The organism is Streptomyces cupreus, from assembly GCF_014257025.1.
GTDB classification, from domain to species: Bacteria; Actinomycetota; Actinomycetes; order Streptomycetales; family Streptomycetaceae; genus Streptomyces; species Streptomyces cupreus.
On record NZ_JACMSF010000001.1, the window covers coordinates 323955 to 346558 of the forward strand.

At 72.5% G+C, this 22604-nt stretch carries 19 protein-coding genes; 9 read left to right on the top strand and 10 right to left on the bottom strand.

The annotated features are described in order from the left end of the window. Positions 1 to 178 precede the first annotated feature (178 nt). The gene (locus tag H4N64_RS01405) at positions 179 to 502 is read right to left on the bottom strand and encodes a hypothetical protein (RefSeq protein ID WP_186280095.1); all 324 of its coding nucleotides are present in this window, start codon (positions 500 to 502) and stop codon (positions 179 to 181) included. 325 nt (positions 503 to 827) lie between these two features. Here H4N64_RS01405 and cds1 point away from each other — a divergent pair, with 325 nt between their 5' ends. Further along, a complete protein-coding gene (cds1, locus tag H4N64_RS01410; protein ID WP_186280097.1) occupies positions 828 to 1952 on the top strand; it encodes an L-cysteine desulfhydrase Cds1 in 1125 nt (374 codons plus the stop codon). A 9-nt stretch (positions 1953 to 1961) separates the two neighbouring features. Here cds1 and H4N64_RS01415 read toward each other — a convergent pair whose 3' ends face one another. Both H4N64_RS01415 and H4N64_RS01420 read right to left on the bottom strand, forming a co-directional pair. Continuing rightward, positions 1962 to 2438 (bottom strand): SRPBCC family protein, encoded by a 477-nt coding sequence (locus H4N64_RS01415; protein ID WP_186280098.1) that lies wholly within the window; start codon positions 2436 to 2438, stop codon positions 1962 to 1964. Between the two features lie 52 nt (positions 2439 to 2490). Then, positions 2491 to 3321, bottom strand: coding sequence for a DeoR family transcriptional regulator (locus tag H4N64_RS01420; protein WP_186280100.1), 831 nt, complete (start codon positions 3319 to 3321; stop codon positions 2491 to 2493). A gap of 292 nt (positions 3322 to 3613) precedes the next feature. Here H4N64_RS01420 and H4N64_RS01425 point away from each other — a divergent pair, with 292 nt between their 5' ends. Beyond that, entirely contained in the window at positions 3614 to 5950 is a 2337-nt protein-coding gene (locus H4N64_RS01425) for a hypothetical protein (RefSeq protein WP_186280102.1), read from the top strand. Here the strand turns inward: H4N64_RS01425 and H4N64_RS01430 are convergent. The 4 genes from H4N64_RS01430 to H4N64_RS01445 all read right to left on the bottom strand — a co-directional run bounded on the left by H4N64_RS01430 (position 5920) and on the right by H4N64_RS01445 (position 10586). Beyond that, on the bottom strand, positions 5920 to 8361 hold the full coding sequence (locus tag H4N64_RS01430; protein WP_186280104.1) for a right-handed parallel beta-helix repeat-containing protein: 2442 nt from the start codon (positions 8359 to 8361) through the stop codon (positions 5920 to 5922). The genes H4N64_RS01425 and H4N64_RS01430 overlap by 31 nt on opposite strands. Positions 8362 to 8517: 156 nt before the next feature. Continuing rightward, a complete protein-coding gene (locus tag H4N64_RS01435; protein ID WP_186280106.1) occupies positions 8518 to 9126 on the bottom strand; it encodes an Rv1733c family protein in 609 nt (202 codons plus the stop codon). 161 nt (positions 9127 to 9287) lie between these two features. Beyond that, positions 9288 to 10115, bottom strand: coding sequence for an MOSC domain-containing protein (locus H4N64_RS01440; protein WP_186280108.1), 828 nt, complete (start codon positions 10113 to 10115; stop codon positions 9288 to 9290). A 42-nt stretch (positions 10116 to 10157) separates the two neighbouring features. Further along, the gene (locus H4N64_RS01445) at positions 10158 to 10586 is read right to left on the bottom strand and encodes a DUF6643 family protein (RefSeq protein ID WP_186280110.1); all 429 of its coding nucleotides are present in this window, start codon (positions 10584 to 10586) and stop codon (positions 10158 to 10160) included. A 301-nt stretch (positions 10587 to 10887) separates the two neighbouring features. Here H4N64_RS01445 and H4N64_RS01450 point away from each other — a divergent pair, with 301 nt between their 5' ends. Next, a complete protein-coding gene (locus H4N64_RS01450; protein WP_186280112.1) occupies positions 10888 to 12147 on the top strand; it encodes a TerD family protein in 1260 nt (419 codons plus the stop codon). Here the strand turns inward: H4N64_RS01450 and H4N64_RS01455 are convergent, their stop codons facing one another. Further along, positions 12148 to 13308 (bottom strand): glycosyltransferase, encoded by a 1161-nt coding sequence (locus tag H4N64_RS01455; RefSeq protein WP_186280257.1) that lies wholly within the window; start codon positions 13306 to 13308, stop codon positions 12148 to 12150. 69 nt (positions 13309 to 13377) lie between these two features. Between H4N64_RS01455 and H4N64_RS01460 the strand changes: the two genes are divergently transcribed. Beyond that, the gene (locus tag H4N64_RS01460) at positions 13378 to 14163 is read left to right on the top strand and encodes an aspartate/glutamate racemase family protein (protein WP_186280114.1); all 786 of its coding nucleotides are present in this window, start codon (positions 13378 to 13380) and stop codon (positions 14161 to 14163) included. 77 nt (positions 14164 to 14240) lie between these two features. Next, complete coding sequence (locus tag H4N64_RS01465; protein ID WP_186280116.1) at positions 14241 to 14786, top strand: hypothetical protein; 546 nt, start codon at positions 14241 to 14243, stop codon at positions 14784 to 14786. 2 nt (positions 14787 to 14788) lie between these two features. Here H4N64_RS01465 and H4N64_RS01470 read toward each other — a convergent pair whose 3' ends face one another. After that, positions 14789 to 15859, bottom strand: a complete 1071-nt coding sequence (locus H4N64_RS01470) for an O-antigen ligase family protein (protein WP_222108376.1) — start codon at positions 15857 to 15859, stop codon at positions 14789 to 14791. 222 nt (positions 15860 to 16081) lie between these two features. Here H4N64_RS01470 and lnt point away from each other — a divergent pair, with 222 nt between their 5' ends. The 4 genes from lnt to H4N64_RS01490 all read left to right on the top strand — a co-directional run bounded on the left by lnt (position 16082) and on the right by H4N64_RS01490 (position 21083). After that, entirely contained in the window at positions 16082 to 17689 is a 1608-nt protein-coding gene (gene lnt / locus H4N64_RS01475; RefSeq protein ID WP_186280117.1) for an apolipoprotein N-acyltransferase, read from the top strand. A gap of 68 nt (positions 17690 to 17757) precedes the next feature. Beyond that, positions 17758 to 18237, top strand: coding sequence for an NUDIX hydrolase (locus H4N64_RS01480; protein WP_186280120.1), 480 nt, complete (start codon positions 17758 to 17760; stop codon positions 18235 to 18237). Between the two features lie 54 nt (positions 18238 to 18291). After that, positions 18292 to 19092: a 3-hydroxybutyrate dehydrogenase gene (locus H4N64_RS01485; RefSeq protein WP_186280122.1), complete on the top strand. Its 801-nt coding sequence runs from the start codon at positions 18292 to 18294 to the stop codon at positions 19090 to 19092. Between the two features lie 68 nt (positions 19093 to 19160). Further along, entirely contained in the window at positions 19161 to 21083 is a 1923-nt protein-coding gene (locus H4N64_RS01490; RefSeq protein WP_186280124.1) for a helix-turn-helix domain-containing protein, read from the top strand. Between the two features lie 95 nt (positions 21084 to 21178). Here H4N64_RS01490 and H4N64_RS01495 read toward each other — a convergent pair whose 3' ends face one another. Next, entirely contained in the window at positions 21179 to 22549 is a 1371-nt protein-coding gene (locus tag H4N64_RS01495) for an MFS transporter (protein WP_186280126.1), read from the bottom strand. Between the last annotated feature and the right edge of the window lie 55 nt (positions 22550 to 22604).

Genomic DNA, 22604 nt, shown 5'->3' on the forward strand with positions numbered 1-22604 from the left:
CTCCCCGACTTGAGGTCCGGAAGAACACGGGATTCGGATCGATCCAGCAGGGTGGCTGCGTACAACGGCCGCCTGCTGTGGTGGCCGGCGGGCTGGTTCGCAGCGTTATCGCCGGTAAACCCTAAGTGACGTGAGACCAGAGTGACGCAGGGGGTGCGGTACCGCAACTCGCCGTGCGTCAGCGGTTACGCCCCGCAGCCTTCCGTACCGCCTCGATGAACCGGCGTGCCGCGGGCGGCCCGGGCTCGCCGGGCGCAGGGTCGTGGTCGCCCAGGGTCAGCAGGTACCGCTTGCCGTTGAGGTCCGCGAGCGCCCGGTCGTCCGGCGCGAACCAGGGTTTGGACGCCCGTACGGCCTGCACCGGCGCACTGTCGATCTCGCTGCCGTAGCTCGTGAGCAGTTCGAGCCGACCGCCGCTGATCCGGACCTGTCCGGCCCGGGTGAGCGAGCGCAGCCGCTTCCCGATCCGCACGCCCGTCGCCGTGAACTCCGGCTCCGTCATGCCGCCCCGCCCCCTTGTGCGTGTCGGTCAGCCGGACCGAAGGGCCCCCGTGGGCGAGGTCCGGCTCGTGTCGTGATCCAGTGTGCGCCCTCGCTGAAGTCTGCCCGCACCCGGCGTCGAGCACCAGTGCGTACGGCGGCCTCGGCACGCGGGGCCGGAGCACTCGTCCGAATGCGCCCCCATGGATCCGCGCAGCGTCGTCCCCAGGGTGGTCTTTGAGGCGCTCAAAGGTGTGTTTATGCAGGTGAGAAGCGTGCGGAAGGTGTCTATGATCGGGGCGTCGGCCGCGCGAGGCGCCGTCGGCGCGAAGCGTAAGGAGCCCGCCGTGAGCACCCCTCAGCAGACCCGGACCGGCGAAACCCTCGATGTCGATCACACCGACGTCACTTATCGGAACTGGCTGAAAGAGGCCGTCCGCAAGGTCCAGGCCGACGCGAACCGCTCGGCCGACACGCATCTGCTCCGCTTCCCGCTGCCGGAGAAGTGGGGCATCGACCTGTATCTGAAGGACGAGTCGACCCACCCGACGGGCAGCCTCAAGCATCGCCTGGCCCGCTCGCTCTTCCTCTACGGCCTGTGCAATGGCTGGATCCGGCCGGGGTGCCCGGTGATCGAGGCGTCCAGCGGTTCGACGGCGGTGTCCGAGGCGTACTTCGCGAAGCTGATCGGTGTGCCCTTCATCGCCGTCATGCCGCGCACGACGAGCGCCGAGAAGTGCCGACTCATCGAGTTCCACGGCGGGCAGTGCCACTTCGTGGACGACCCGCGCACGATGTACCAGGAGTCCGCCCGCCTCGCGGTGGAGACCGGCGGCCACTACATGGACCAGTTCACCTACGCGGAACGGGCCACGGACTGGCGCGGCAACAACAACATCGCCGAATCGATCTTCCGGCAGCTGGAGTTGGAGCGGTATCCGGAGCCCGCGTGGTTCGTCGCCACGGCCGGCACCGGCGGTACGTCGGCGACCATCGCCCGCTACGTGCACTACATGCAGTACGACACCCGTATCTGTGTCGCCGATCCGGAGAACTCCTGCTTCTTCGAGGGCTGGACCACCGGCGATCCGGACGTCACGTGTGACTGCGGCTCGCGTATCGAGGGCATCGGCAGGCCGCGGATGGAGCCGAGCTTCGTGCCCGGCGCGATCGACCGCATGATGAAGGTTCCGGACGCGGCGAGCGTGGCCGCCGTGCGGGCGCTGGAGAAGGCCATCGGCCGCAAGGCGGGCGGCTCGACCGGCACCGGGCTGTGGAGCGCACTGAAGATCGTCGCCGAGATGGTGGCCGAGGGACGGCAGGGCAGCGGGGTGACGCTGCTGTGCGACCCGGGCGACCGGTACCTCGACAAGTACTACTCGGACGCCTGGCTCGCCGAGCAGGGCCTGGACATCCAGCCGTACACGGAGGCGATCGAGTCGCTGCTGGAGACGGGCGTCTGGCCGTCCTGACACAGGCTCTCAGTGTTTCGCCAGCCGCCGGTCCAGTGCGGTGACCGCGTCCCGGAACGCCCGCCCGAGACCGGGCCGTACGGCCTTGAGCACCATACGGAAGGGCGCCGAGCCGTCCGCCGCGAACGTCCACTGCACGCGCGTGCCCGTCCCGGCCGGGGCGAGGCGCCACTCCTCGACCAGGGCGCGCAGGCCCGGCGCATTGGTCGAGGCGACGCTGTAGGCGTACACCTCGGGGCTCTTCGCCACGAGGACGTGTTCCACGAAGCGGATTCCGCCGCGCAGGGTGATGTCGCGTCCGAGGCTGGTGTCCTCGATGGCGCGGGCCCGGGTCACGGCCGAGAACCACTCCGCCCAGCCGGGCACGTCGCCCGCGAGGGCGGTGAAGACCTCTTCGGGCGGCGCGGAGATCTCCCGGGCGAAGACGAGCCGTACCGGAGCGGTCTCGACGAAGCCGAGCCCCTCCGGCCGCAGTTGCCGCAGCATGGACGCAACCCCCTTGGCGATGGCCGGAAGCGCCACCTTAGTTGACGGCGCGTCAGCTGTCTGCAGCGTCCTCCGGCTCACCGGCGACGACCAGCCGCCGCAGATGCTCCGACACCTCGGTGCGCGCCTCGGCGGCCAGGCCCCGGTCCGTCACCAGTGTGTCCACCTGGTGCAGCGCGGCGAACGAACTCAGCCCCACCACACCCCACTTGGTGTGATCGGCGACCACCACGACCCGGCGCGCCGACTGCACCAGACGGCGGTTGGTCTCGGCCTCGGCGAGGTTCGGCGTGGACAGACCGGCCTCCACCGATATGCCGTGGACACCGAGGAAGAGCACATCGAAGTGGAGCGCGGCGATGGCCTGGTCGGCGACCGGACCCACCAGCGAGTCGGACGGGGTGCGCACCCCGCCGGTCAGCACGACCGTGGCCGCGCCCTGCCGGGGGCCCGTCGTGCGCTGCGCGACATGGAAGACATCGGCGACCCGCACCGAGTTGGTGACGACGGTCAGGTCGGGGACGTCCACCAGCTGATGGGCCAGCGCGTACGTCGTCGTACCGCCGGACAGGGCGATCGCCGCGCCCGGGGCCACCAGTTGCGCGGCGGCCCGCGCGATGTCCTCCTTGGCCGTCAGCTCCAGGCCCGACTTGGCCTCGAAGCCCGGCTCATGGGTGCTCGCCTCGACCACCGGGACCGCGCCGCCGTGCACCTTCTCCAGCACGCCCTGCCGGGCCAGCGCGTCGAGATCGCGGCGCACGGTCATGTCCGACACGCCGAGCTTGCGGGTGAGCTCATTGACCCGGACCCCGCCGCGGCGCCGGACCTCGTCCAGGATCAGGGCGCGCCGCTGCTCCGCGAGGAGGTTCTGATTCTCACTCACGTACGCTCCGGTTCCTTTCGCCTCAAGCCGTCTCGCCCGCCTCGCGCACCCGCTCCGACGAGCAGGTTCTCCTCGTTTCCGGTGCGCGGACGTCCCATCCTTGCACGCCGTGGCACGGCATGCGCCACCGACCGCCCCGACGCGCGCATGTCACCCGCACATCATCCCTCCCTCGCATGTCACCCGGATCGGGGAGATTCCGTGACGAGGGGTGTGAGCCGCCCGCCGAGCGGAGATCCTGGTGCCCGCACGGACACAAGCCGACGGCTCGTCACGGGGGAAGTGCGAAACAGTGGAGCGTGCCCCAGAAGAACCCGCCCCGGCCGCCGCGGCGCGGCCGGAGGAAGCGGACATCGCCCTGGAGCTCCTGGTCCACGGAGTGGGCGGTACGACACCGCAGGACATGCTCGGCGATCCCCGCACGGAGCGGATCACCGGCGACGACACCGCGGCCGTCTTCCGACGGGCCGACGACGTCGACGCCGAGTCCCGCCCCGACGACTACCGCGACCGACCGGTCCCCGAGGCCTACGTCTGGTCCAACCTCACCTCCGGCAACGGCGCCCGCGCCCTGTGGCTGTTGCTGCTGCCGTTCATGGTGGTCAACCTCGCCCACTGGATGCGCCCCAGCGTCCGCGGCCGGGTCCGCACGGTCCGGCTGTACGGCCTGCTGGTGCGGCTCGCCGGACTGTCCCTGACGGTGCTGCTGGTCGCGGCGGCCTGCGAGGTGGCCCTGGATCTGGCCGCCTGGCAGTGCGCGGGCACGCAGGCGTGCGCCGAGCGGCACTCCTGGCTGGGCTTCCTGTCGCCCGAGGTCTCGAACGCCGGCTGGTGGAGCCTGCCCGGCCGCCGCCTCGCCCTGGCCGCCCTGGTGCCGCTCGCCCTGACCGGTCTGCTCTGGTACCTCTCCCACCGCACCTGGAGCGCGTACGAGTCCCAGGAGCCGCTGACCCGTGGCCGCGAGCCCGAGGAGGAGACCGACCGCACCGCGCTGGGCCGCCCCGGCTTCTGGTACGGCCGCCGCCTGGTCGCCCGTCTGCGCGCCGCGCACACCTCGGCGGGCCTGCTGACGGTCGCCGCCGCGGCCGGCCTGCCCGCCGCCCGCTTCGACCACGAGACCGGCGGCCCCGCCACCCTGGACGCCCTCGGCCGCCTCCTGGAAGCGTCCCTCCTGATCGCGGCGGCCGTCGTGGTCTGGGTGGTCTGCCGCCGGGGCCGCAGCGAGCACCGCCTCGATCGGCGGCTCGACGACCATCTCGTACGACGCCTGCCGCTCGTCTCACTCGCCCTGCTGGCCCTCACCCTGCTCTACGCCGCCTGGCAGCGGCCGGAGTGGACATCGAGCGGCCGGCTCCCCGGCGACGCCACCTTCGGCGCCCTCGCCTTCGTCCAGGGCCTGCTCGTCATCGTCCTCGGCGTGATCGCCCACGCCCTGCACCGCACCCACCCCGACCCGAGGGCCGCGATGGGGGGCCTTGGCGGACCGGCCGTCGCGATGCTGGCCTGCGCCCTCGGCGGAGTGATGTCGGGCGGTGTCTCCCAGCGTGTGGCCGACTGGCTGGACGGCACGCGCGCGTCGATCCCCGGCCCGCCGGTCCTGCTGACCTGGCAGGCGTCCGTGATCCCGCCCCTGCTCGTACTGGTCCTCCTGCTGTGCGGCTGGCTCGCCTGGCGCACCATGCGGCTCGCGCGCGCCGAACTCGCCACCGTGGAACGCGACTACCGGAGCGAGCCCCACGACAGCACGCGCAGCCGCCGTATCGCCCGCACGCGCGCGATGGCCACCCTCACCGACCGGGGCCCGCTCCTGGTCGCCGTGGTCTCCACCGCGACCCTGCTGCTCGGCGCGGGAGCCCTGGCGGGCGCCCTGACCACGGACGAAACCCCGGCCGAGGCGACGGAACCGGCGCACGCCTTCGTCCAGGGCGCCGCCGAGACCGCACAGGCCCTCGGCTCCTGGCTGATCGGCCTCGGCTTCATACTGTTCGTCACCTGGGGCCGGCGCGCCTACAAGGACGCCTCCGCCCGCCGCACCATCGGCATCCTGTGGGACGTCGGCACCTTCTGGCCGCGCGCCGCCCACCCCTTCGCCCCGCCCTGCTACGCCGAGCGCGCGGTGCCCGACCTGACCTGGCGGATGGCCACCTGGACGCGGGCCACGGGCGGACGGCTCGTGCTGTCCGGCCACTCCCAGGGCAGCGTCCTCGCCGCGGCCGCCGCCTGGCAGCTGAAACCGTCCGTCCGCAAACGCGTCGCCCTGCTGACCTACGGCTCCCCCCTGGAGCGCCTCTACGGCCGCTGGTTCCCCGCCCACTTCGGCCCGGCCGCGCTCAGCGCCCTGCACCACGACGTCGACTGCTGGCGCAACCTCCACCGGCCCACCGACCCGATCGGCGGCCCCGTCCTGCTGCCCGGTGCGTGCGGCCCCGAGGTGGACCGCGACGCCCTCAAGGACCCCCTCGCCTACGGCCGCACCGAACTGCACCCCCTGCCCGCACCGATCCTCGGCCACTCCGACTACCAGGCGGACCCGGCCTTCGCCGAGGAACGCGAACGGCTGCTGACCCGGCTGCGGCCCGGGCTGCCCGGCCCACGCGGTCAGGACGGATCGGGCAGGTCCTCCGCGTAGAGCAGCGTCAGATCGTCCGTGCTGGGCTCCTCCAGCTGGGCGACCCGGCTCGCGTGCCGCTCCACCATCGCCTCGAAGGTCTGCCGCGCGGTGCGGCCGTTGCCGAACGCGGGCCCCTTGGGGATCGCCGTGAAGTACTTGAGCAGCGCCTCGGCGGCGCCCGGGGCCAGCCGGTACTCGTGTTCCTCGGCCTGCTGTTCCACGATCCGGAGCAGTTCCTCGGGGTCGTAGTCGCAGAAGGTGATGGTCCGAGAGAAGCGGGAGGCCACACCGGGGTTGACGGAAAGGAAGCGTTCCATCTCCGCCGTATAGCCCGCGACGATCACCACCACCGCGTCCCGGTGGTCCTCCATCAGCTTCACCAGCGTGTCGATGGCCTCCTTGCCGAAGTCCCTGCCGGAGTCCTCCGGGGAGAGCGCGTAGGCCTCGTCGATGAACAGCACACCGCCGCGCGCCTTGTCGAAGGCCTCCTGGGTGCGGATCGCGGTGGAGCCGATGTGCTCGCCGACCAGGTCGACCCGGGACACCTCGACGAGATGGCCCTTCTCCAGGACGCCGAGGGAGGCGAGGATCTCGCCGTAGAGCCGGGCGACGGTCGTCTTGCCGGTGCCGGGGGATCCCGTGAAGACCAGGTGCCGTTTGACGGATGCGGCCTTCAGGCCCGCCTGCTGGCGGCGCCGGCCGACCTCGATCATGTCGGTGAGCGCACGCACCTCGCGCTTGACGCTGTCCAGGCCCACCAGCGCGTCCAGTTCACCGAGGACGGCCTTGGAGGTCCGCGCGGGCTGCTCCGGCGTCACCGGGGCGATCAGCGGCTCCTGTTCGGTGGCGCGCTGGCCGGGGATCGCGCCGAGCAGGCCCGGCGACTGGCTCGCCGACTGCACGGCCGTCTCACGGGGCGCGGTCGGCTGCCGCAGCCCCGCGCTCTCGTCGCTCGTGCAGTCCTCCACCACGGGCCCGGTCCTCGAACCCGCGTCCGGGCCGGCGTCCGCGAACTCGTAACCGCCGCGCGCACAGCGCTCCGTACGGCACTTCTTCAGCGTCGTACGGCAGCCGTCGATCACATGGAAGCCGTAGCCCGCGCTGCCCGTGACCCGGCAGTTCAGGAAGCTGCCCCGGCCGCCCGCCGACACATAGAAGCCCGCCTCGGCGGGGGAGGCGACCGTGCACCGCTCGATGGTGGGGTCGGCGCCCTTGGTGACGATCACACCGGTCTGTACGCCGTCCAGCGTGCAGTTGGCGAGGGTGCCGCCGCTGCCGTGGTCGCGGAACCAGGCGCCCGTCGCCGTGTCCCGGATACGGCAGTCGTCGAGCTGGGCGGTGGCGCCGTCGCTGACCGACACGGCCGTGTTGCGCACCTGGGACAGGTCGCTGTCGACGACGTCCGCGCGGGAGCCGCGGTCGAGGACGAACAGGGCGTCCGGCACGTCGTGGACCCGGCAGGAGTCCAGTACGGCGGTGGCGCCGTCGCTGACCCAGACGGCCGGGTAGTCGCCGGTGCTGTCGAAGATCTCGCACTGGTTGGCGTCCACGCGCGTGCCCGGGTCCCACACCGACAGGCCGTTGCGCCCGAACTGCCGCACCGTCGTACGGGTCAGGGTGAGCACGGAACGGGAGCGCAGGTCGACCGCGTTCTCCGGGATGTCGTGGATCCGGCAGTCGGCGAGGGTCAGCACGGCGTCCGTGTCGAGGGTGACCCCGTCCGCCGTGGTGCGGTGCACATCGCAGTCGGTGAGGTGCCCGGTGGCCCGGCCGGTGATCTGCACTCCGCTGCCGCGGACCTCGTAGACCTCGCAACCGACCGCCTCCAGCGCGGAGTTCTCCCCGGTCGCGCTGAGCCCCGCGCCCGAGGTGTGGTGCACCCGGCAGCGATCGAGCCGGGGGTGGGCCCCGCCGCGCACCGCGATCCCGGACTGTCCGGCCGCGACCACCTCGCACTCCTCGAACACCCCGCCCCCGCCGTCGAGTACGGCGATGCCGATGCCGGCGGGGTTGTCGACGGTGCAGCGCCGCACGGTCGGCCGGGCGCCTCCGCGCACCTCGATTCCGGCCGCGGAACGGGTGACGACCCGGATGTCCACCAGCTCCGGAGCGCCCTCCTCGACCAGCAGGGCGGGCGCGGCCGAGTCCTGGCCCTCCACATGCAGGTCCTGGATCACCGCCGAGGCCCGCACGGTCAGCGGCACACCGTCCAGGGGCGCGATGCGCACCGAGCCGGGGGAGCCCTCGGGGCCGCGCAGGGTCACCGGGCGCTGGACGACGAGGTTCTCCCGATAGGTACCGGGCGCGACGGTGAGGACATCACCGTCGGCCGCGGCCTGGAGCGCTGCGGCGAGCGATGCGTACTCACCCGTGCGGCGCCGCCACCGCGACGTGCCGGTGTGCGTCACCTGGACCGTGCCCTGTGCCATGGCGTTGTTGTGCCCCCACCTCGGTCGTACTGATGGCTCGCTCGCCTTCGGGGCGCGTCGGCCACCCCTGCGGCTTCGCGCGGGTCGTCGCCGAAGACTCGGCCGGTCCACCGTAGCGTGCGCGCAGGTCTTGGGTTGACCAGAGGCGGAAGGCGGTCAGCTGCCGGTACCGGTCCGGCCCCAGTCCGGTCCCGCCCGGTCCCAGGCCTGGTCCCAACGGGCGTACCGGCGACGGACCATGCGCCAGACGATCAGCCGTCTGGCGCACTCGACCAGGCCTATGACCATCACGGCCGCGCCGAACCCGGCCAGCACGGCATGGGTGGTCGCCGTCGCGGAGTCCAGCGGGCGGGCCGCCACGCGGCCCTGACGGTCCGTCCAGATCGTGAAGCGGTCGCCGGGCTGCGGGTCGTCGATCCGCGTGGTGACCGCGCCATGCCGGTCGGTGCCGTCCGGGGCGGTCCAGTCGGCCAGCACGCGGGTGCGCACCTCCCGGCCGGTGGCGGCGGTCTCGGGGTCGGCGGCCAGCGGGGAGTCGCCCAGGGTGTCGGCGACGGTGGCCCTCACCAGGTGCCGGGAGGCCCGCTGTTCGCGCACCGACTCCTGCAACGCGTCCTGCGCGACGGTGCCGACCACGGCGCCGGACACGGGTGCCAGCACGAGGACGAGCAGCAGCGCGGACAGCGCCACCCAGGCCTCGGCCAGATCGGTCGACCGGCGCAGCGGGTTGTGCCGCCAGCGCCAGAGCCCACTGATCGCTCGCACCCTCCCGCACCCCCTTCCCGCTCCGTGATAACCCCCCGCGGAGCCGCTCACGCGCGATCCCGGCCGAGAGAGAGCGAAATCACCTGCGGCCGAGACTCTCATGAACTGCTCGCGAAACGCTCAACGCGCAGGCCGGTGCCCCGGGTTCCCGCCGCCGCGGGTCAGGCGAGGATCTCGACCGGATCCCCGACCCGGATCGTGCCGCCGGTCAGCGGCACCAGGTTCTGCCCGAAGACGAGCTTGCCGCCGATGCGACGGTGGCGCCCGAGGGTGGACAGGGGCTCCTTGCCCCGGCCTGCGGTGCCCTGGTCGGTGGTGGTGACGACGCACCGCCCGCACATCTTGGCGACCCGGAAGGTGACGTCGCCGATGGCGACGCGGGACCAGTCGTCCTCGGCCCAGGCGGCGGTGCCGGACACGACGACGTTCGGCCGGAAGCGGTTCATGGGCAGCGGGCCCTCGTCCGCGTGATCGCCCTCGGCGATCAGGGAGTTGAGGGCGTCGAGGGAGGCGGTGGAAGTGACCAGCAGCGGGTAGCCGTCGGCGAAGCTGACGGTCTCACCGGGCAGCGCGTACTCCGGGTCGACGGGCCTGCGCGTGGCCGGGTCGTCCATGTGCACCAGACGTACGGCAGTGCCGAGATAGGCACTGCACCAGGCGTGCGCGGCGTCGTCCTCGGCGGGCACGGCCTCGACCTTGTCGCGGAAGATCTCCACCGGGACGGTGGCGGCGGACTTCGGCACGTGCACGGTCAGCGGGTCCATCCCCGGTGCGGACAGGCGCAGGCCGCCGCCGGGCAGAGGCTCGGCGGCGGCCAACGCGAGGCGCGCTTGCTGGCGTTGCGTGACGACCTTTCCCCCGTCGTCGATCAGCATCCAGCGACGATCACCGGCCAGCCCCCAGGGCTCCACGACGGCCTCCCGGGGCGCGACGCCCCGGAACGCCTTGACCGGATGAACGTGTATCGACTGCAGTCGCGTATTCCCCATGGGGTCAATCGTGCCAGGTGGCACGGACCGTCGGGGAACGGCTCAGTAGCCGCGGTACTGCTGGTTGTTGTACGGGTCCTGGTACATCGGCGCCGCGGGCCGGGGCTGCGCGGGACGCATCGCCTCGTAACCCGTGGGAGCCGCCGGGCGGGGCTGCTGGGGCTGCGGACCGGGATAACCGCGGGGCGCGGCCGCCTGCTGCGGGATGTACGCCGCGGGGGCCTGCTGGAGCGGCGCGGGCTGCGGCGCCTGCGGGTAGCCGTAGGAGGGCTGGGAGGGAGCCGCCGGCAGGGCGGGCAGGGCCGACGGGAGCGCGGGCAGATGGCTGCTGCCCGTGTCGTACGCGGCGGGGACCCGGATCGGGGCGATCTGCGGGGTGCCCCGCTCGGCCACGAGCGAGTCGTAGATCGGGGTGTCCGGGAAGGAGGCGGAGTAGTAGCCGCCACCATAAGTGGAGCGGGGGGAGGTCATGGCACATAAGTTAAGCCCACGATGTGCTGGTTGGGGAGACCGATAAGAGGGTTGTTTTCCGTGTCGGCGGTGACGTGGGATCCCCAATGCGAGCGAACTTGGCAAAAAGGGGCGCCGTTCGGCGTTCGGATGCTGTAAAGGCCAAGTTCCCTAGGGGTTACCGGCGGTTGGCCAGCGATCTTCGTGGGCGCTGCGGTGCCGGTCCCCGCGCGCGGGGAATAGGTTGACCCTGTACGGAACCGAATGGAACCAGCCGGGGCGTGACCTGGCACGCTGACACGTGATGGGGGCGGACATGTCAATGCCGAAAGGATCGAATGTTCCGGTGCCGACGACGGAGCTTCGCGTCGAATTGGGCTGGCGTTCCGGGCCGGGTGTGCCCGACGCCGACGCCTCGGCGCTGCTGCTGGTCGGCGGAAAGGTCCGCTCCGACGCGGACTTCGTCTTCTACAACCAGCCGGTGCACGCCTCGGGCGCGGTCCGGCACGAGGGCAAGCGGGACGCCGGCGGGCGGGTGACCGACACCCTCCTCGTCGACCTCGCGCGCGTGGAGCCCGCGATCGAGACCGTCATCCTCGCCGCCTCCGCCGACGGCGGCTCCTTCGGCCAGGTCCCCGATCTCGCCATCGAGGTCAGGGACGCCGCCCAGGGCACTTCGGTCGCCCGCTTCGACAGCACCGGCGCCACCGTCGAAACGGCCTTCGTGCTGGGCGAGTTCTACCGCCGGCAGGGCGCGTGGAAGTTCCGCGCCGTCGGCCAGGGCTACAGCAGCGGCCTGGAGGGCCTGGCCACCGACTACGGGATCACGGTGGACGAGCCGCAGCAGGCGGCCCCCGCCGCTCCGCCCGCGGCTCCCGCGGCGATGATGCCTCCTCCGCCCGCGATGCCGCCGACCGCCCCGCCCCCGCCCCAGGCGCCCCCGGTGAGCCTCAGCAAGGTGACGCTCACCAAGGCGGCCCCCGCGGTCTCGCTGACCAAGCAGGGCGGCACCTCGGGCGCGATGCGCGTGAACCTCAACTGGGAGGTGCGCAAGCAGTTCTCGGGCTGGGCGAGCAAGCTGGGCCGCCCGGTCGCCATGCACAACGACCTCGATCTCGACCTGTGCGCCCTGTACGAGCTCGCCGACGGCAGCAAGGGCGTCGTCCAGGCCCTCGGCAACGCCTACGGCTCCCTGCACCAGCCGCCGTACATCCACCTCGACGGCGACGACCGCACCGGTGCCGTGGCCAGTGGTGAGAACCTCACCGTCAGCCTTGATCATCAGCGGGCCTTCCGGCGCATCCTGGTCTTCGTGACCATCTACGAGGGCGCGCGCTCCTTCGCCGACCTGCACGCCACGGTCACCCTCACCCCGCAGTTCGGCGCCCCGATCGACTTCTCGCTCGACGAGTGCACGGTCCCCTCCACGGTGTGCGCGCTCGCCCTGATCACCAACACCGGCAGCGACCTCGTCGTCCAGCGCGAGGCCCGCTATCTGGTGCCCGAGCGCGGGGTGAGCCCGCAGCGGACGGTCGACTACGCGTACGGCTGGGGCATGAACTGGACGCCCGGCCGCAAGTAGTCAGCCCTCGGCCGCCGTGTCCGGACGTGCGTAGGTGCGGCCCTTCCAGGCCGCACCCCGCCCCCGGTAGTGCTGCACCGCGGAGTCGACCGTCATCAGCAGATACAAGAAGGCGGTGAACGGCAGCAGGGGAGCGAGCCACAGCGGCTGCCGGTAGTAGCGGAGCATCGGCACGTACGTCCCGGTCATCACCAGCCACGCCAGCGCGCCGATGACCGCCGTCGCCGTGTCCCCGGCCGCCAGTCCCGCGAGCAGCGCCACGGGCGGCACCAGGTACACCAGCGCGAGCCCGGCGACCGTACCGACGAGCACCAGCGGGTTGTGGCACAGTTGCGCGTAGGCGCAGCGGGAGACCATCCGCCACAGGTCGTGCAGGCGGGGATACGGCCGCACGCTGTCCACCGCGTCGGCGAGTCCGAGCCAGATGTGCCCGCCGCCGCCCTTCACGGCCCGCGCGAGCGCCACGTCATCGATCACCGCGTGCCGGATGGCGTCCGGGATCCGGGCCCGCTCGGCCGCGTCCGCCCGCAGCAGGACGCAGCCGCCCGCGGCGGCGGCCGTGCGTGTCCCCTTCTTACCGATCCGGCGGAAGGGATACAGCTGCGCGAAGAAGTAGACGAAGGCCGGCACCACGAGCCGCTCCCAGAGGCTCTCCACCCGCAGCCGGGCCATCTGCGAGACCGCGTCGAAACCGCCGGTGTCCGCCGCGGCGACGAGCTGTCTGAGGCTGTCGGGCGCGTGGGCGATGTCGGCGTCCGTCAGCAGCAGATATTCGGGGTCACGCGCGCGTGCCAAGCCGATGCCGTGGCGCACGGCCCACAGCTTGCCGGTCCAGCCCGCGGGCGGTTCACCGGGGGAGTCCACGGTCAGCGGCAGCCCGCCGTGCCGCTCGGCGAGCTCCCGGGCCAGCTGCCCGGTGCCGTCGGAGCTGCCGTCGTCGACGAGGAAGATCTCGGCCCGTCCCGGATAGTCCTGGGCCAGCAGCGCGGGCAGGCTGTCGGGCAGGACCGCCGCCTCGTCGCGTGCCGGTACGACGACACACACGGACGGCCACGCGCGCGGTTCCCGCCGGGCCGGCAGCCGGACGTCCGTGCGCCAGAAGAAGCCCTGACAGAGCAGCAGCCACAGCCAGGCGGCGAGTGATCCGACGGCGATCCACACAAAGGCGCTCACCCGCGCAGTCTGCCCCACGGGAGCGGCCCGCAAGGGGCCATCGTCTATCGTGGCCGGGTGAAGATCGCGCTGATGGACTCCGGAATCGGCTTGCTCGCGGCCACCGCCGCGGTACGACGGCTGCGGCCCGACGCAGATCTCGTCCTCTCCCTCGACCCGGACGGCATGCCCTGGGGACCGAGGATCCCCGAGGACCTCACCCGGCGAGCCGTCGCCGTCGCCGAGGCCGCCGCGGCGCACCGGCCCGACGCCCTGATCGTCGGCTGCAACACCGCGACCGTGCACGCCCTGCCCACCCTGCGCGCCCGCCTGGAACCGGCCATTCCGGTGATCGGGACGGTCCCCGCGATCAAGCCCGCCGCGGCCGGCGGCGGACCCGTCGCGATCTGGGCGACGCCCGCCACCACCGGCAGCGCCTATCAGCGGGGCCTCATCGAGGACTTCGCCGACGGTGTGACGGTCACCGAGGTGCCCTGTTTTGGGCTCGCCGAGGCCGTGGAGTACGCGGACGAGGACGCCATCACCGCCGCCGTCGCCGCGGCCGCCGCCCTGACCCCCGACGACGTGACGACCGTCGTCCTCGGCTGCACCCACTACGAGCTGGTCGCCGAGCGCATCCGCGCCGCCGTGCAGCGCCCCGACCGCCCGCCCCTCGTCCTGCTCGGCTCCGCCGAGGCCGTCGCCGCGCAGGCGCTGCGCCGGATCGGCGCGCACCCCGCGCCCGAGGCCGACGTCACCGGCACCGTCACGGTGCTGCTGAGCGGACGCGAGGGCACCCTGCCCGAGCCCGCCCTGGCCTACGAAGAAGGGCAGCTGCTCCAGGCGGTCACCCCGGCCAGGTGACCCGGGGACGCCCGCGCGGACCAGTCACCCTGCGCAACGAGGTACCCGCGCAGCGAAACCTGAGTAACCTCAATGCCATGAGGGAGCACTCCCAGGGCGAGCACGCGCCGCACCCCGATGTCTGGACCGGCCGCGCCACCAACCGTGTCCAGTGGCTGCTGGCGCTGGTCGGTGCCGCCTGCATGGCGCTCGGCATCGAGCTGGCGGTCGACTCGGCCTGGACCTCCGGCGCCGCCCCGCTCGCGATGGCCGTGGTCGGCTGTATCGCGGCGGGCCTGCTGGTGCTCTTCGGCACCCTGGCGTTCGTGCATGTCGCCCTGAAGGTCGACAAGGAGTCCCTCGAAGTGCGCTGCGGCCACATGGGTGTGCCGCGCCGCCGTATCCCGCTGTCGCATGTCGCGGGCGCCGACTTCGCCCCGCTCGTCACCCCGCGCCACTGGGGCGGCTGGGGCTACCGCTGGCGGCCCGAGAAGGGCACCGCGGTCGTCGTACGGCGTGGTGAGGGCGTGGTGCTGCGGCTGTGGGACGGGCATACGTTCACGATCACCGTGGACGACGCCGAGGCCGCGGTACGGGTCATCAGGGACCGGCTGCGCGCGGGGACCCCCGGCACCGCGCACTGACCTCATGCCGCCCGGTGCGGGCGAGCCTCCAGGAGGACCGCGGCGGCCGGCGTTTCGGGTATCGGGCGGGCCGTGGCCAGCCCGGCCAGCAGTCCCGCGCCCACGGACACCGTGGTGAAGCTGAGCGCGTTGCCGACGGCGGCGATCGCCGCGAGACCCGTCAGGGCCGCACCGGCGGTGAGCACGACCGGTGTCGGGCGTGGCGCGCGCCAGAGCGCGAACAGCACCCAGCAGAAGGCCGCCGCCAGCAGCACCACCCCGACGACTCCCTGCTCGGCCGCCTGCTGCAAGGGCGCCGAGTGCGGTTTGCCGTCGGAGAGCAGGGTGCTGGTCGCCGTCGTGCTGAGCTCGCCGAAGCGGCCCGGGCCCACGCCCAGGGCGGCGTCATTTTGCGCCAGGTCCAAGGCGTCGTGCCACAGGTCCAGACGGTGCCCGGTCAGCTGGCCCTCCAGTGACGCCGCGAGCCCGTCCGGCACCGCACTTCCGGCGACCGCCCAGGTCACACCGGTCACCAGGGCGGTGGTCAGGGCCAGTCCGGCGATGCCCAGGCCGCGGTGGTGCATACGGCCGGCGGCGAGGGAGCACAGCAGCACCGCGGAACAGACCACGAAGCCGGTGGTGGAGCCGAGGGCGGCCGCGGTCACCGCGATCCCGGCGGCCAGCAGGCGCAGGGTGAGCCGAAGGGCGGGCGCGGTGGCGGCCCACGCGGCGCAGCAGGCGGCGCCCGCGGAGAGGGTGAGGAGGGCGGCCGTGGCCCCGGCTTGGCCGAGCGGCGGGACGATATCGGGGTCCGGGCCGAGATGGGGGAGGGTGACCGTCAGAGCCACTCCGGCCAGCGCCGCCGCGCAGGGCGCGAGGACCGGCAGCAGCGCTCCGCCGATCCGGCCCGCCGCGTAACCCGCGGCGACGGCGAGGATCGCGAGCAGCACTCCCTCGGGTCGGCCGTCCTGCACGGTGGCCGTGACCAGGGACCAGGTGGCGCAGGCGCCGAGCACGACGACGCCCGCCGCGTCAGAAACGTTTCGTCTTTCGCCGATTTCTCTGGCGCCCTCAGAACCGGCCGTAGACGTCATCCCCGTGGCACCCACCCCGACCCGCTACCCGGCCGCCCCCCGAACCATGACGAAACCTTCCGCCATGGCCCTGACCGGCTCCTACGACACTTGCTCCGGCACACCGTAACGGCTGATGGACGATTTGTGGACGTCTTGGGCAGGAGCGATGCAGCACACAGGGCGCCACTGCCCCAAGGACCGCGCTGTCGGGGCCAAGGTCAACCGCCGTACACTCCCACAGTGACCGTCACCGCAACCTCCGTGGACGAGTCGGACCAGGTAGAGCCGCTCGCGCCCGCCCCGCGCCGGGTGTGGCTCGCGCGCCTGCTCCCGGCTCTCACCGCGGCGCTCTCCGGAGTGCTGCTCTACGTCAGCTTCCCGCCGCGCACCCTGTGGTGGCTGGCCCTACCGGCCTTCGCCGGCTTCGGCTGGGTGCTGCGCGACCGCAGTTGGAAGGCGGGCCTCGGTCTCGGTTACCTGTTCGGCCTGGGCTTCCTGCTGCCGCTGCTGGTGTGGACGGGCGTGGAGGTCGGTCCCGGTCCATGGATCGCGTTGGTCGTCATCGAGGCGGTCTTCGTCGCGCTGGTCGGCGCGGGCGTCGCCGCGGTGTCCCGGCTGCCGGGCCGGCCCGTCTGGGCCGCGGCGCTGTGGATCGCGGGAGAGGCGGCACGCGCGCGTGCGCCGTTCAGCGGATTCCCCTGGGGCAAGATCGCCTTCGGCCAGGCCGACGGTGTCTTCCTGCCGCTCGTCGCGGCGGGCGGCACCCCGGTGCTCGGCTTCGCGGTCGTGCTGTGCGGCTTCGGCCTGTACGAGGTGATCCGGCTCGCCGTGGACCTGCGGCGCACCCGAGCTGTCCAGCGGTCCGCCGCGGCCGTGGCGCTGCTGAGTGTCGCCGTCCCCGTCGCCGGGGCGCTGGCCGCCCGGCCGCTGGTCAGCGACAAGGCCGAGAACGGCACGGTGACCGTGGCGGTCATCCAGGGCAATGTGCCGCGCGCGGGACTGGACTTCAACTCCCAGCGCCGGGCCGTGCTCGACTACCACGCGCGGGAGACCGAGCGGCTCGCCGCCGAGGTCAAGGCGGGCAAGGTCGCCAGGCCCGACTTCGTGCTGTGGCCGGAGAACTCCTCCGACATCGACCCCTTCGCCAACGCCGACGCGCGCACGGTCATCGATTCGGCGGCCAAGGCCATCGGGGCGCCGATCTCGGTCGGCGGAGTCGTGGAACGGGACGGCAGGCTGCTCAACGAGCAGATCCTGTGGGACCCGGTCAAGGGCCCGCTCCAGACCTACGACAAGCGGCAGATCCAGCCGTTCGGCGAGTATCTGCCGTTGCGGTCGATGATCGGGGCGATCAACTCCGAGTGGACGTCGATGGTCCGCCAGGACTTCAGCCGGGGCAGCACGCCGGGTGTGTTCAGCATCGGCGGCACCAAGGTGGGCCTCGCCACCTGCTACGAGGCCGCGTTCGACTGGGCGGTGCGCGACACCGTCACCGACGGCGCGCAGATGATCTCGGTGCCGAGCAACAACGCCACCTTCGACCGCAGCGAGATGACGTACCAGCAGCTCGCCATGTCCCGAGTGCGGGCCGTCGAGCACAGCCGGACCGTCACCGTCCCGGTCACCAGCGGGGTCAGCGCGATCATCATGCCGGACGGGACGATCACCCAGAAGACCGGCATGTTCGTCGCCGACTCGCTGGTGCAGGAGGTGCCGCTGCGCTCCTCCGAGACGCCCGCCACGAAGCTCGGCATCCTGCCGGAGATCGCCCTGGTGCTCATCGCCGCAGGCGGACTCGGCTGGGCGATCGGCGCCGGGGTGCGCGGGCGACGCGCCGGTGACGTGTAGCCGTACGCCTGCCGTACTCCCGCGGGAAGCCCCGCAGGTGACAAGGGCGGCCCGTTAGGGTCATGGCCATGGCCACTCCTGACTTCATCCGTACGATCCGGGCCGCCGCCGGGAACCAGCTGCTCTGGATGCCCGGCGTCAGCGCCGTCGTCTTCGACGACGAGGGCAGAGTTCTGCTCGGGCAGCGCGCCGACAACCACAAATGGGCGGTGATCTCCGGTATCCCGGATCCCGGCGAGCAGCCCGCGGCCTGCGCCGTACGGGAGGTGTACGAGGAGACGGGCGTGCACTGCGTGCCCGAGCGGATCGTGCTGGTGAAGTCCGGGAAGGAAGTCACCTTCGACAACGGCGACATCTGCCAGTTCATGGACGTCTGCATCCGCTGCCGGGCGGTCGGCGGCGAGGCCCGCGTCAACGACGACGAGTCGATAGAGGTCGGCTGGTTCGAGGTGGACGCCCTGCCCCCGCTGAGCGAGTACCAGCTGTTTCGGATCAAACAGGCGCTGTCCGACGAACCCACATGGTTCGAACCCATGACCAGCGACTGAAGTATGGGCTGTGACCACATGGGGCGGGATGGGAGCGCTGCCTAGGGTCGGGGCATGACCCCGTCCAACGCCCTCTCGGCGCCCCCCGCCCCCTCGCTCGACCTCGGCGGTCGCACCGCCCTTGTCACCGGCGCCGCCGGAGGCATCGGCCGCGCCTGCGCGCTGCGGCTCGCGGCCGCCGGGGCCAAGGTCAGAGCGGTCGACCGGGACGCCGCGGGCCTGGAGGCGCTCGCCGAGCAGTGCCGAGGCCTCGCGGGCACCGTCGAGCCGCACCCCCTCGACCTCACCGACCTGGACGCCGCGGAACTCGCCGCGGCCGGCACCGATGTCCTCGTCAACAACGCCGGACTGCAACTGGTGCGGCCCCTGGAGGAGTTCCCGCCCGAGGTCTTCCACACGGTGCTCACCGTGATGCTGGAGGCGCCGTTCCGGCTCATCCGCGGCGCCCTGCCCCATATGTACGGCCAAGGGTGGGGCCGTATCGTCAACGTCTCCTCGGTGCACGGGCTGCGCGCCTCCGCCTACAAGGCGGCCTACGTGTCCGCCAAGCACGGTCTGGAGGGACTCTCCAAGACCGCCGCCCTGGAGGGCGCCCCCCATGGCGTCACCTCGAACTGTGTGTGCCCCTCCTATGTGCGCACCCCCCTGGTCGAGAAGCAGATCGCCGACCAGGCCCGGGCGCACGGGATCCCCGAGGAGCGCGTCCTGACCGACGTCATGCTCCAGGACAGCGCGCTCAAGCGGCTCATCGAACCGGACGAGGTCGCCGAGGCGGTGGCGTATCTGTGCAGTCCGCAGGCCTCCTTCGTGACCGGTACGTCGCTCGTCCTCGACGGTGGCTGGACGGCGCACTGAGCGCTCGCGCGCCCCGGGTTGTCCACAGGGGCTGACCCGGTGGCGGTGTGATGAGGAATCCTGTGAGCATGTCCCGCGATCACGTGCAGTCCGCAGAGCGCTCCGCCGGCCCTTCGCCGGACGGCGGTGCCGAGGCGCCGTTCCTCGAACTGCTGGCCCGAGGCGCCTCGGCCGACGCCTACGAGCAGCCGGTGCTGCTCGCCCGCGCCGAGGGACAGCCCGCCGAGCGGATAGCCGCGCTGGAAGCGGCGAAGCTGCTCGCCCTGCGCGTCCGTTCCGAGCTGGAGGGACGGCGCCGACGCGAGGCCGAGCTGTCCGCCCTCTTCGAGACCGCCCACGATCTCGCGGGCCTCCGGGACCTGGACGCCGTACTCCAGGCGATCGTGCAGCGCGCCCGGTCACTGCTCGGCACCGATGTCGCCTACCTCAGCCTCAACGACCCCAAGCGCGGCGACACCTATATGCGGGTGACCGAGGGCTCGGTCGCCGCCCGCTTCCAGCAACTGCGCCTCGGCATGGGGGAGGGACTCGGCGGTCTCGTCGCCCAGACGGCGCGCCCCTACGTCACGGACGACTACTTCCAGGACGACCGGTTCCGGCACACCCTCAGCATCGACGCCGGGGTGCGGGACGAGGGCCTGGTGGCGATCTGCGGGGTGCCGCTGATGCTCGGGCACCACGTCATCGGCGTGCTGTTCGCGGCGGACCGGCGGGCCCGGGTCTTCGAACGGGAGCAGATCGCGCTGCTGGGCTCCTTCGCCGCCCTGGCCGCCGCCGCCATCGACACCGCAAACCTGCTCACCGAGACCCGCTCTGCCCTCGCCGACCTGGAGCGCGCCAACGAGATCATCCGGGACCGCAGCGGCGTCATCGAGCGGGCCTCCGACGTGCACGACCGGCTCGCCGAACTCGTACTGCGCGGCGGCGGGGTGCACGACGTGGCCGCTGCCGTCTCCGAAGTCCTCGACGGCACCGTCGAGTTCACCGAGAGCGCCCCCGCCCGCGCGCTGGAGACCTCCCGCGCCGAAGGACACGCCGTACGGCACCAGGACGACTGGATCGCGGCCGTGGCCGCGGGTGGTGAACTCCTCGGCGCGCTCGTGCTGCGCGGCCACCCCGGACTCGACCCCGTCGACCAGCGCACACTGGAGCGTGCCGCCATGGTCACCTCGCTGCTGCTGCTCGCCAGGCGCTCCGCCGCCGAGGCCGAACAGCGGGTCCGCGGTGAGCTGTTGGACGACCTGCTGGACGGCCGCGACCGCGACCCGCGCCTGCTGCGCGAGCGCGCCGCCCGGCTCGACGCCGACCTCGACGCCACCCATGTCGTGCTCGCCGCCCGCCTCGACGGCCCCGCCGCCGACGCCGACCAGGAGGCCGCCGCCCGCCGCCGCCTGTGGTCCGCCGCCTCGCATCTCGCCGCCACCCGGCACGGCCTGGCCGCGGCCCGGGACGGCGGCACCGTCCTGCTGCTGCCCCTGGAACGGGGCGACACCGCCACCGACCTGGCCCGCCGCACCGCCCACCAACTGGGCACCGCCGTCCAGGAGACGGTCACCGTCGGCGCCTCCGCCCCCGTGGAGGACCTCGCCACCTACCCCGACGCCGTGGCCGCCGCCTACGAGGAGGGCCGCCGCTGCCTAGACGCCCTCAGGCTGCTCGGCCGCCGCGGAGACGGCGCCGCCGCCGAGGACTTCGGCTTCGTCGGTCTGCTGCTGGCCGGCGACCGGGACATCACCGGCTTCGTGGAGCGCACCATCGGCCAGGTCGTGGCCTACGACGAACGCCGCGGCACCGACCTGGTCCGCACCCTCGACGCCTACTTCGCCAGCGGGATGAGCCCCGCCCGCACCAAGGACGACCTGCACGTCCATGTGAACACCGTCGCCCAGCGCCTGGAACGCGTCGGCCGCCTCCTCGGCGACGACTGGCAGAGCCCGGCCCGCGCCCTGGAGATCCAGCTGGCGCTGCGGCTGCACCGGCTGACGGGCTGACCGGTTCGGCTTCCGACGCGCCCTGAGGACACGGAGGCGGGCGCCGCCTGCTCGGGGGCAGGCGGCGCCCGGTGTCCACGGCGACTTTGGCGGCCTCAGCGGACCGCGGCCGTGTCCGTGGTGTTCTGCGGGGAGTCGGTGGCGCCGATCTGCGCCAGGTCGCGGTGGCGGGTCTCGCGGGCCGCCAGGATGGCGACGAGGGTGATGGCCACCGCGGCCAGCAGGTACAGCGAGATCAGGGTCGAGCCGCCGGACTCCGCCAGCAGCGCCGTCGCGATGAGCGGTGCCGGAGCGCCGGCCGCGACGGAGGCGAACTGCGCACCGATCGACGCGCCCGAGTAGCGCATCCGCGTCGCGAACATCTCGGAGAAGAACGCCGCCTGCGGCGCGTACATCGCCCCGTGGAATACCAGACCCACCGTCACCGCGACGATCAGCAGACCGAAGCTCTCGGTGTCGACGAGGGCGAAGAAGGGGAACGCCCAGGCGCCCATACCGAGCGCGCCCAGCAGATAGACCGGGCGCCGGCCCACCCGGTCGGACAGCGCGCCCCAGCCCGGGATCACCGCGAAGTGGATCGCGGAGGCGATCAGGACGGCGTTGAGGGCGGTCTGCTTCTCCAGACCCGTGTCCTCCACGGCGTATACCAGGATGAAGGCCGTGATCACGTAGTACGAGATGTTCTCGGCCATCCGCGCGCCCATCGCGATGAGCACGTCCTTCCAGTGGTGCCGCAACACGGCGACCAGCGGCATCTTCTCGACGGCCTGCTCGGCCTTGCGCGCCTCGGCCTGCGCCAGCGCCGCCTTGAACACCGGCGACTCGTCGACCGAAAGCCGGATCCACATCCCGACGATCACCAGCACACCGGAGAGCAGGAACGGCACGCGCCAGCCCCAGGACTCGAACGTGGCGTCGCTCTGAAGCGCCGTCAGCGAGGCCAGCACGCCGGTGGCCAGGAGCTGCCCGGCCGGGGCGCCGGTCTGCGGCCACGAGGCCCAGAACCCGCGCCGCCGCGCGTCCCCGTGCTCGGAGACCAGCAGCACGGCACCGCCCCACTCACCGCCGAGGGCGAAGCCCTGGACGAGCCGCAGCACGGTCAGCAGCACCGGAGCGGCGGTGCCGATGGTGTCGTGGGTGGGCAGCAGCCCGATGGCGAAGGTGGCACCGCCCATCAGCAGCAGGCTGAGGACCAGCAGCTTCTTGCGTCCCAGCCGGTCGCCGTAGTGACCGAAGACGAGAGCGCCGATGGGCCGGGCGGCGAAACCGACGGCGTAGGTCAGGAAGGAGAGCAGGGTGCCGACGAGCGGGTCGGAGTCGGGGAAGAACAGCGTGTTGAAGACCAGTGCGGCGGCGGCACCGTACAGGAAGAAGTCGTACCACTCGATGGTCGTGCCGATGAGGCTGGCGGCGACAATGCGCTTGAGGCTGCTGGGTGTCGGTGGTGCGGTTGCTGCGGAGGCCATGTGCGCCACTTCCTCGTGTGCGGTGGGGACGGGTACGTGTCGGCACACCGTAGAA

Bases quoted from the DNA above. Each gene is read 5' to 3' on its own strand.
- H4N64_RS01415 (WP_186280098.1), bottom strand. From the start codon at position 2,438: ATGCTGCGGCAACTGCGGCCGGAGGGGCTCGGCTTCGTCGAGACCGCT.
- H4N64_RS01490 (WP_186280124.1), top strand. From the start codon at position 19,161: ATGTCCCGCGATCACGTGCAGTCCGCAGAGCGCTCCGCCGGCCCTTCG.
- H4N64_RS01465 (WP_186280116.1), top strand. From the start codon at position 14,241: ATGAGGGAGCACTCCCAGGGCGAGCACGCGCCGCACCCCGATGTCTGG.
- H4N64_RS01430 (WP_186280104.1), bottom strand. From the start codon at position 8,361: ATGGCACAGGGCACGGTCCAGGTGACGCACACCGGCACGTCGCGGTGG.
- H4N64_RS01495 (WP_186280126.1), bottom strand. From the start codon at position 22,549: ATGGCCTCCGCAGCAACCGCACCACCGACACCCAGCAGCCTCAAGCGC.
- H4N64_RS01485 (WP_186280122.1), top strand. From the start codon at position 18,292: ATGACCCCGTCCAACGCCCTCTCGGCGCCCCCCGCCCCCTCGCTCGAC.
- H4N64_RS01440 (WP_186280108.1), bottom strand. From the start codon at position 10,115: ATGGGGAATACGCGACTGCAGTCGATACACGTTCATCCGGTCAAGGCG.
- H4N64_RS01405 (WP_186280095.1), bottom strand. From the start codon at position 502: ATGACGGAGCCGGAGTTCACGGCGACGGGCGTGCGGATCGGGAAGCGG.
- H4N64_RS01480 (WP_186280120.1), top strand. From the start codon at position 17,758: ATGGCCACTCCTGACTTCATCCGTACGATCCGGGCCGCCGCCGGGAAC.
- H4N64_RS01450 (WP_186280112.1), top strand. From the start codon at position 10,888: ATGCCGAAAGGATCGAATGTTCCGGTGCCGACGACGGAGCTTCGCGTC.
- H4N64_RS01470 (WP_222108376.1), bottom strand. From the start codon at position 15,859: ATGACGTCTACGGCCGGTTCTGAGGGCGCCAGAGAAATCGGCGAAAGA.
- H4N64_RS01445 (WP_186280110.1), bottom strand. From the start codon at position 10,586: ATGACCTCCCCCCGCTCCACTTATGGTGGCGGCTACTACTCCGCCTCC.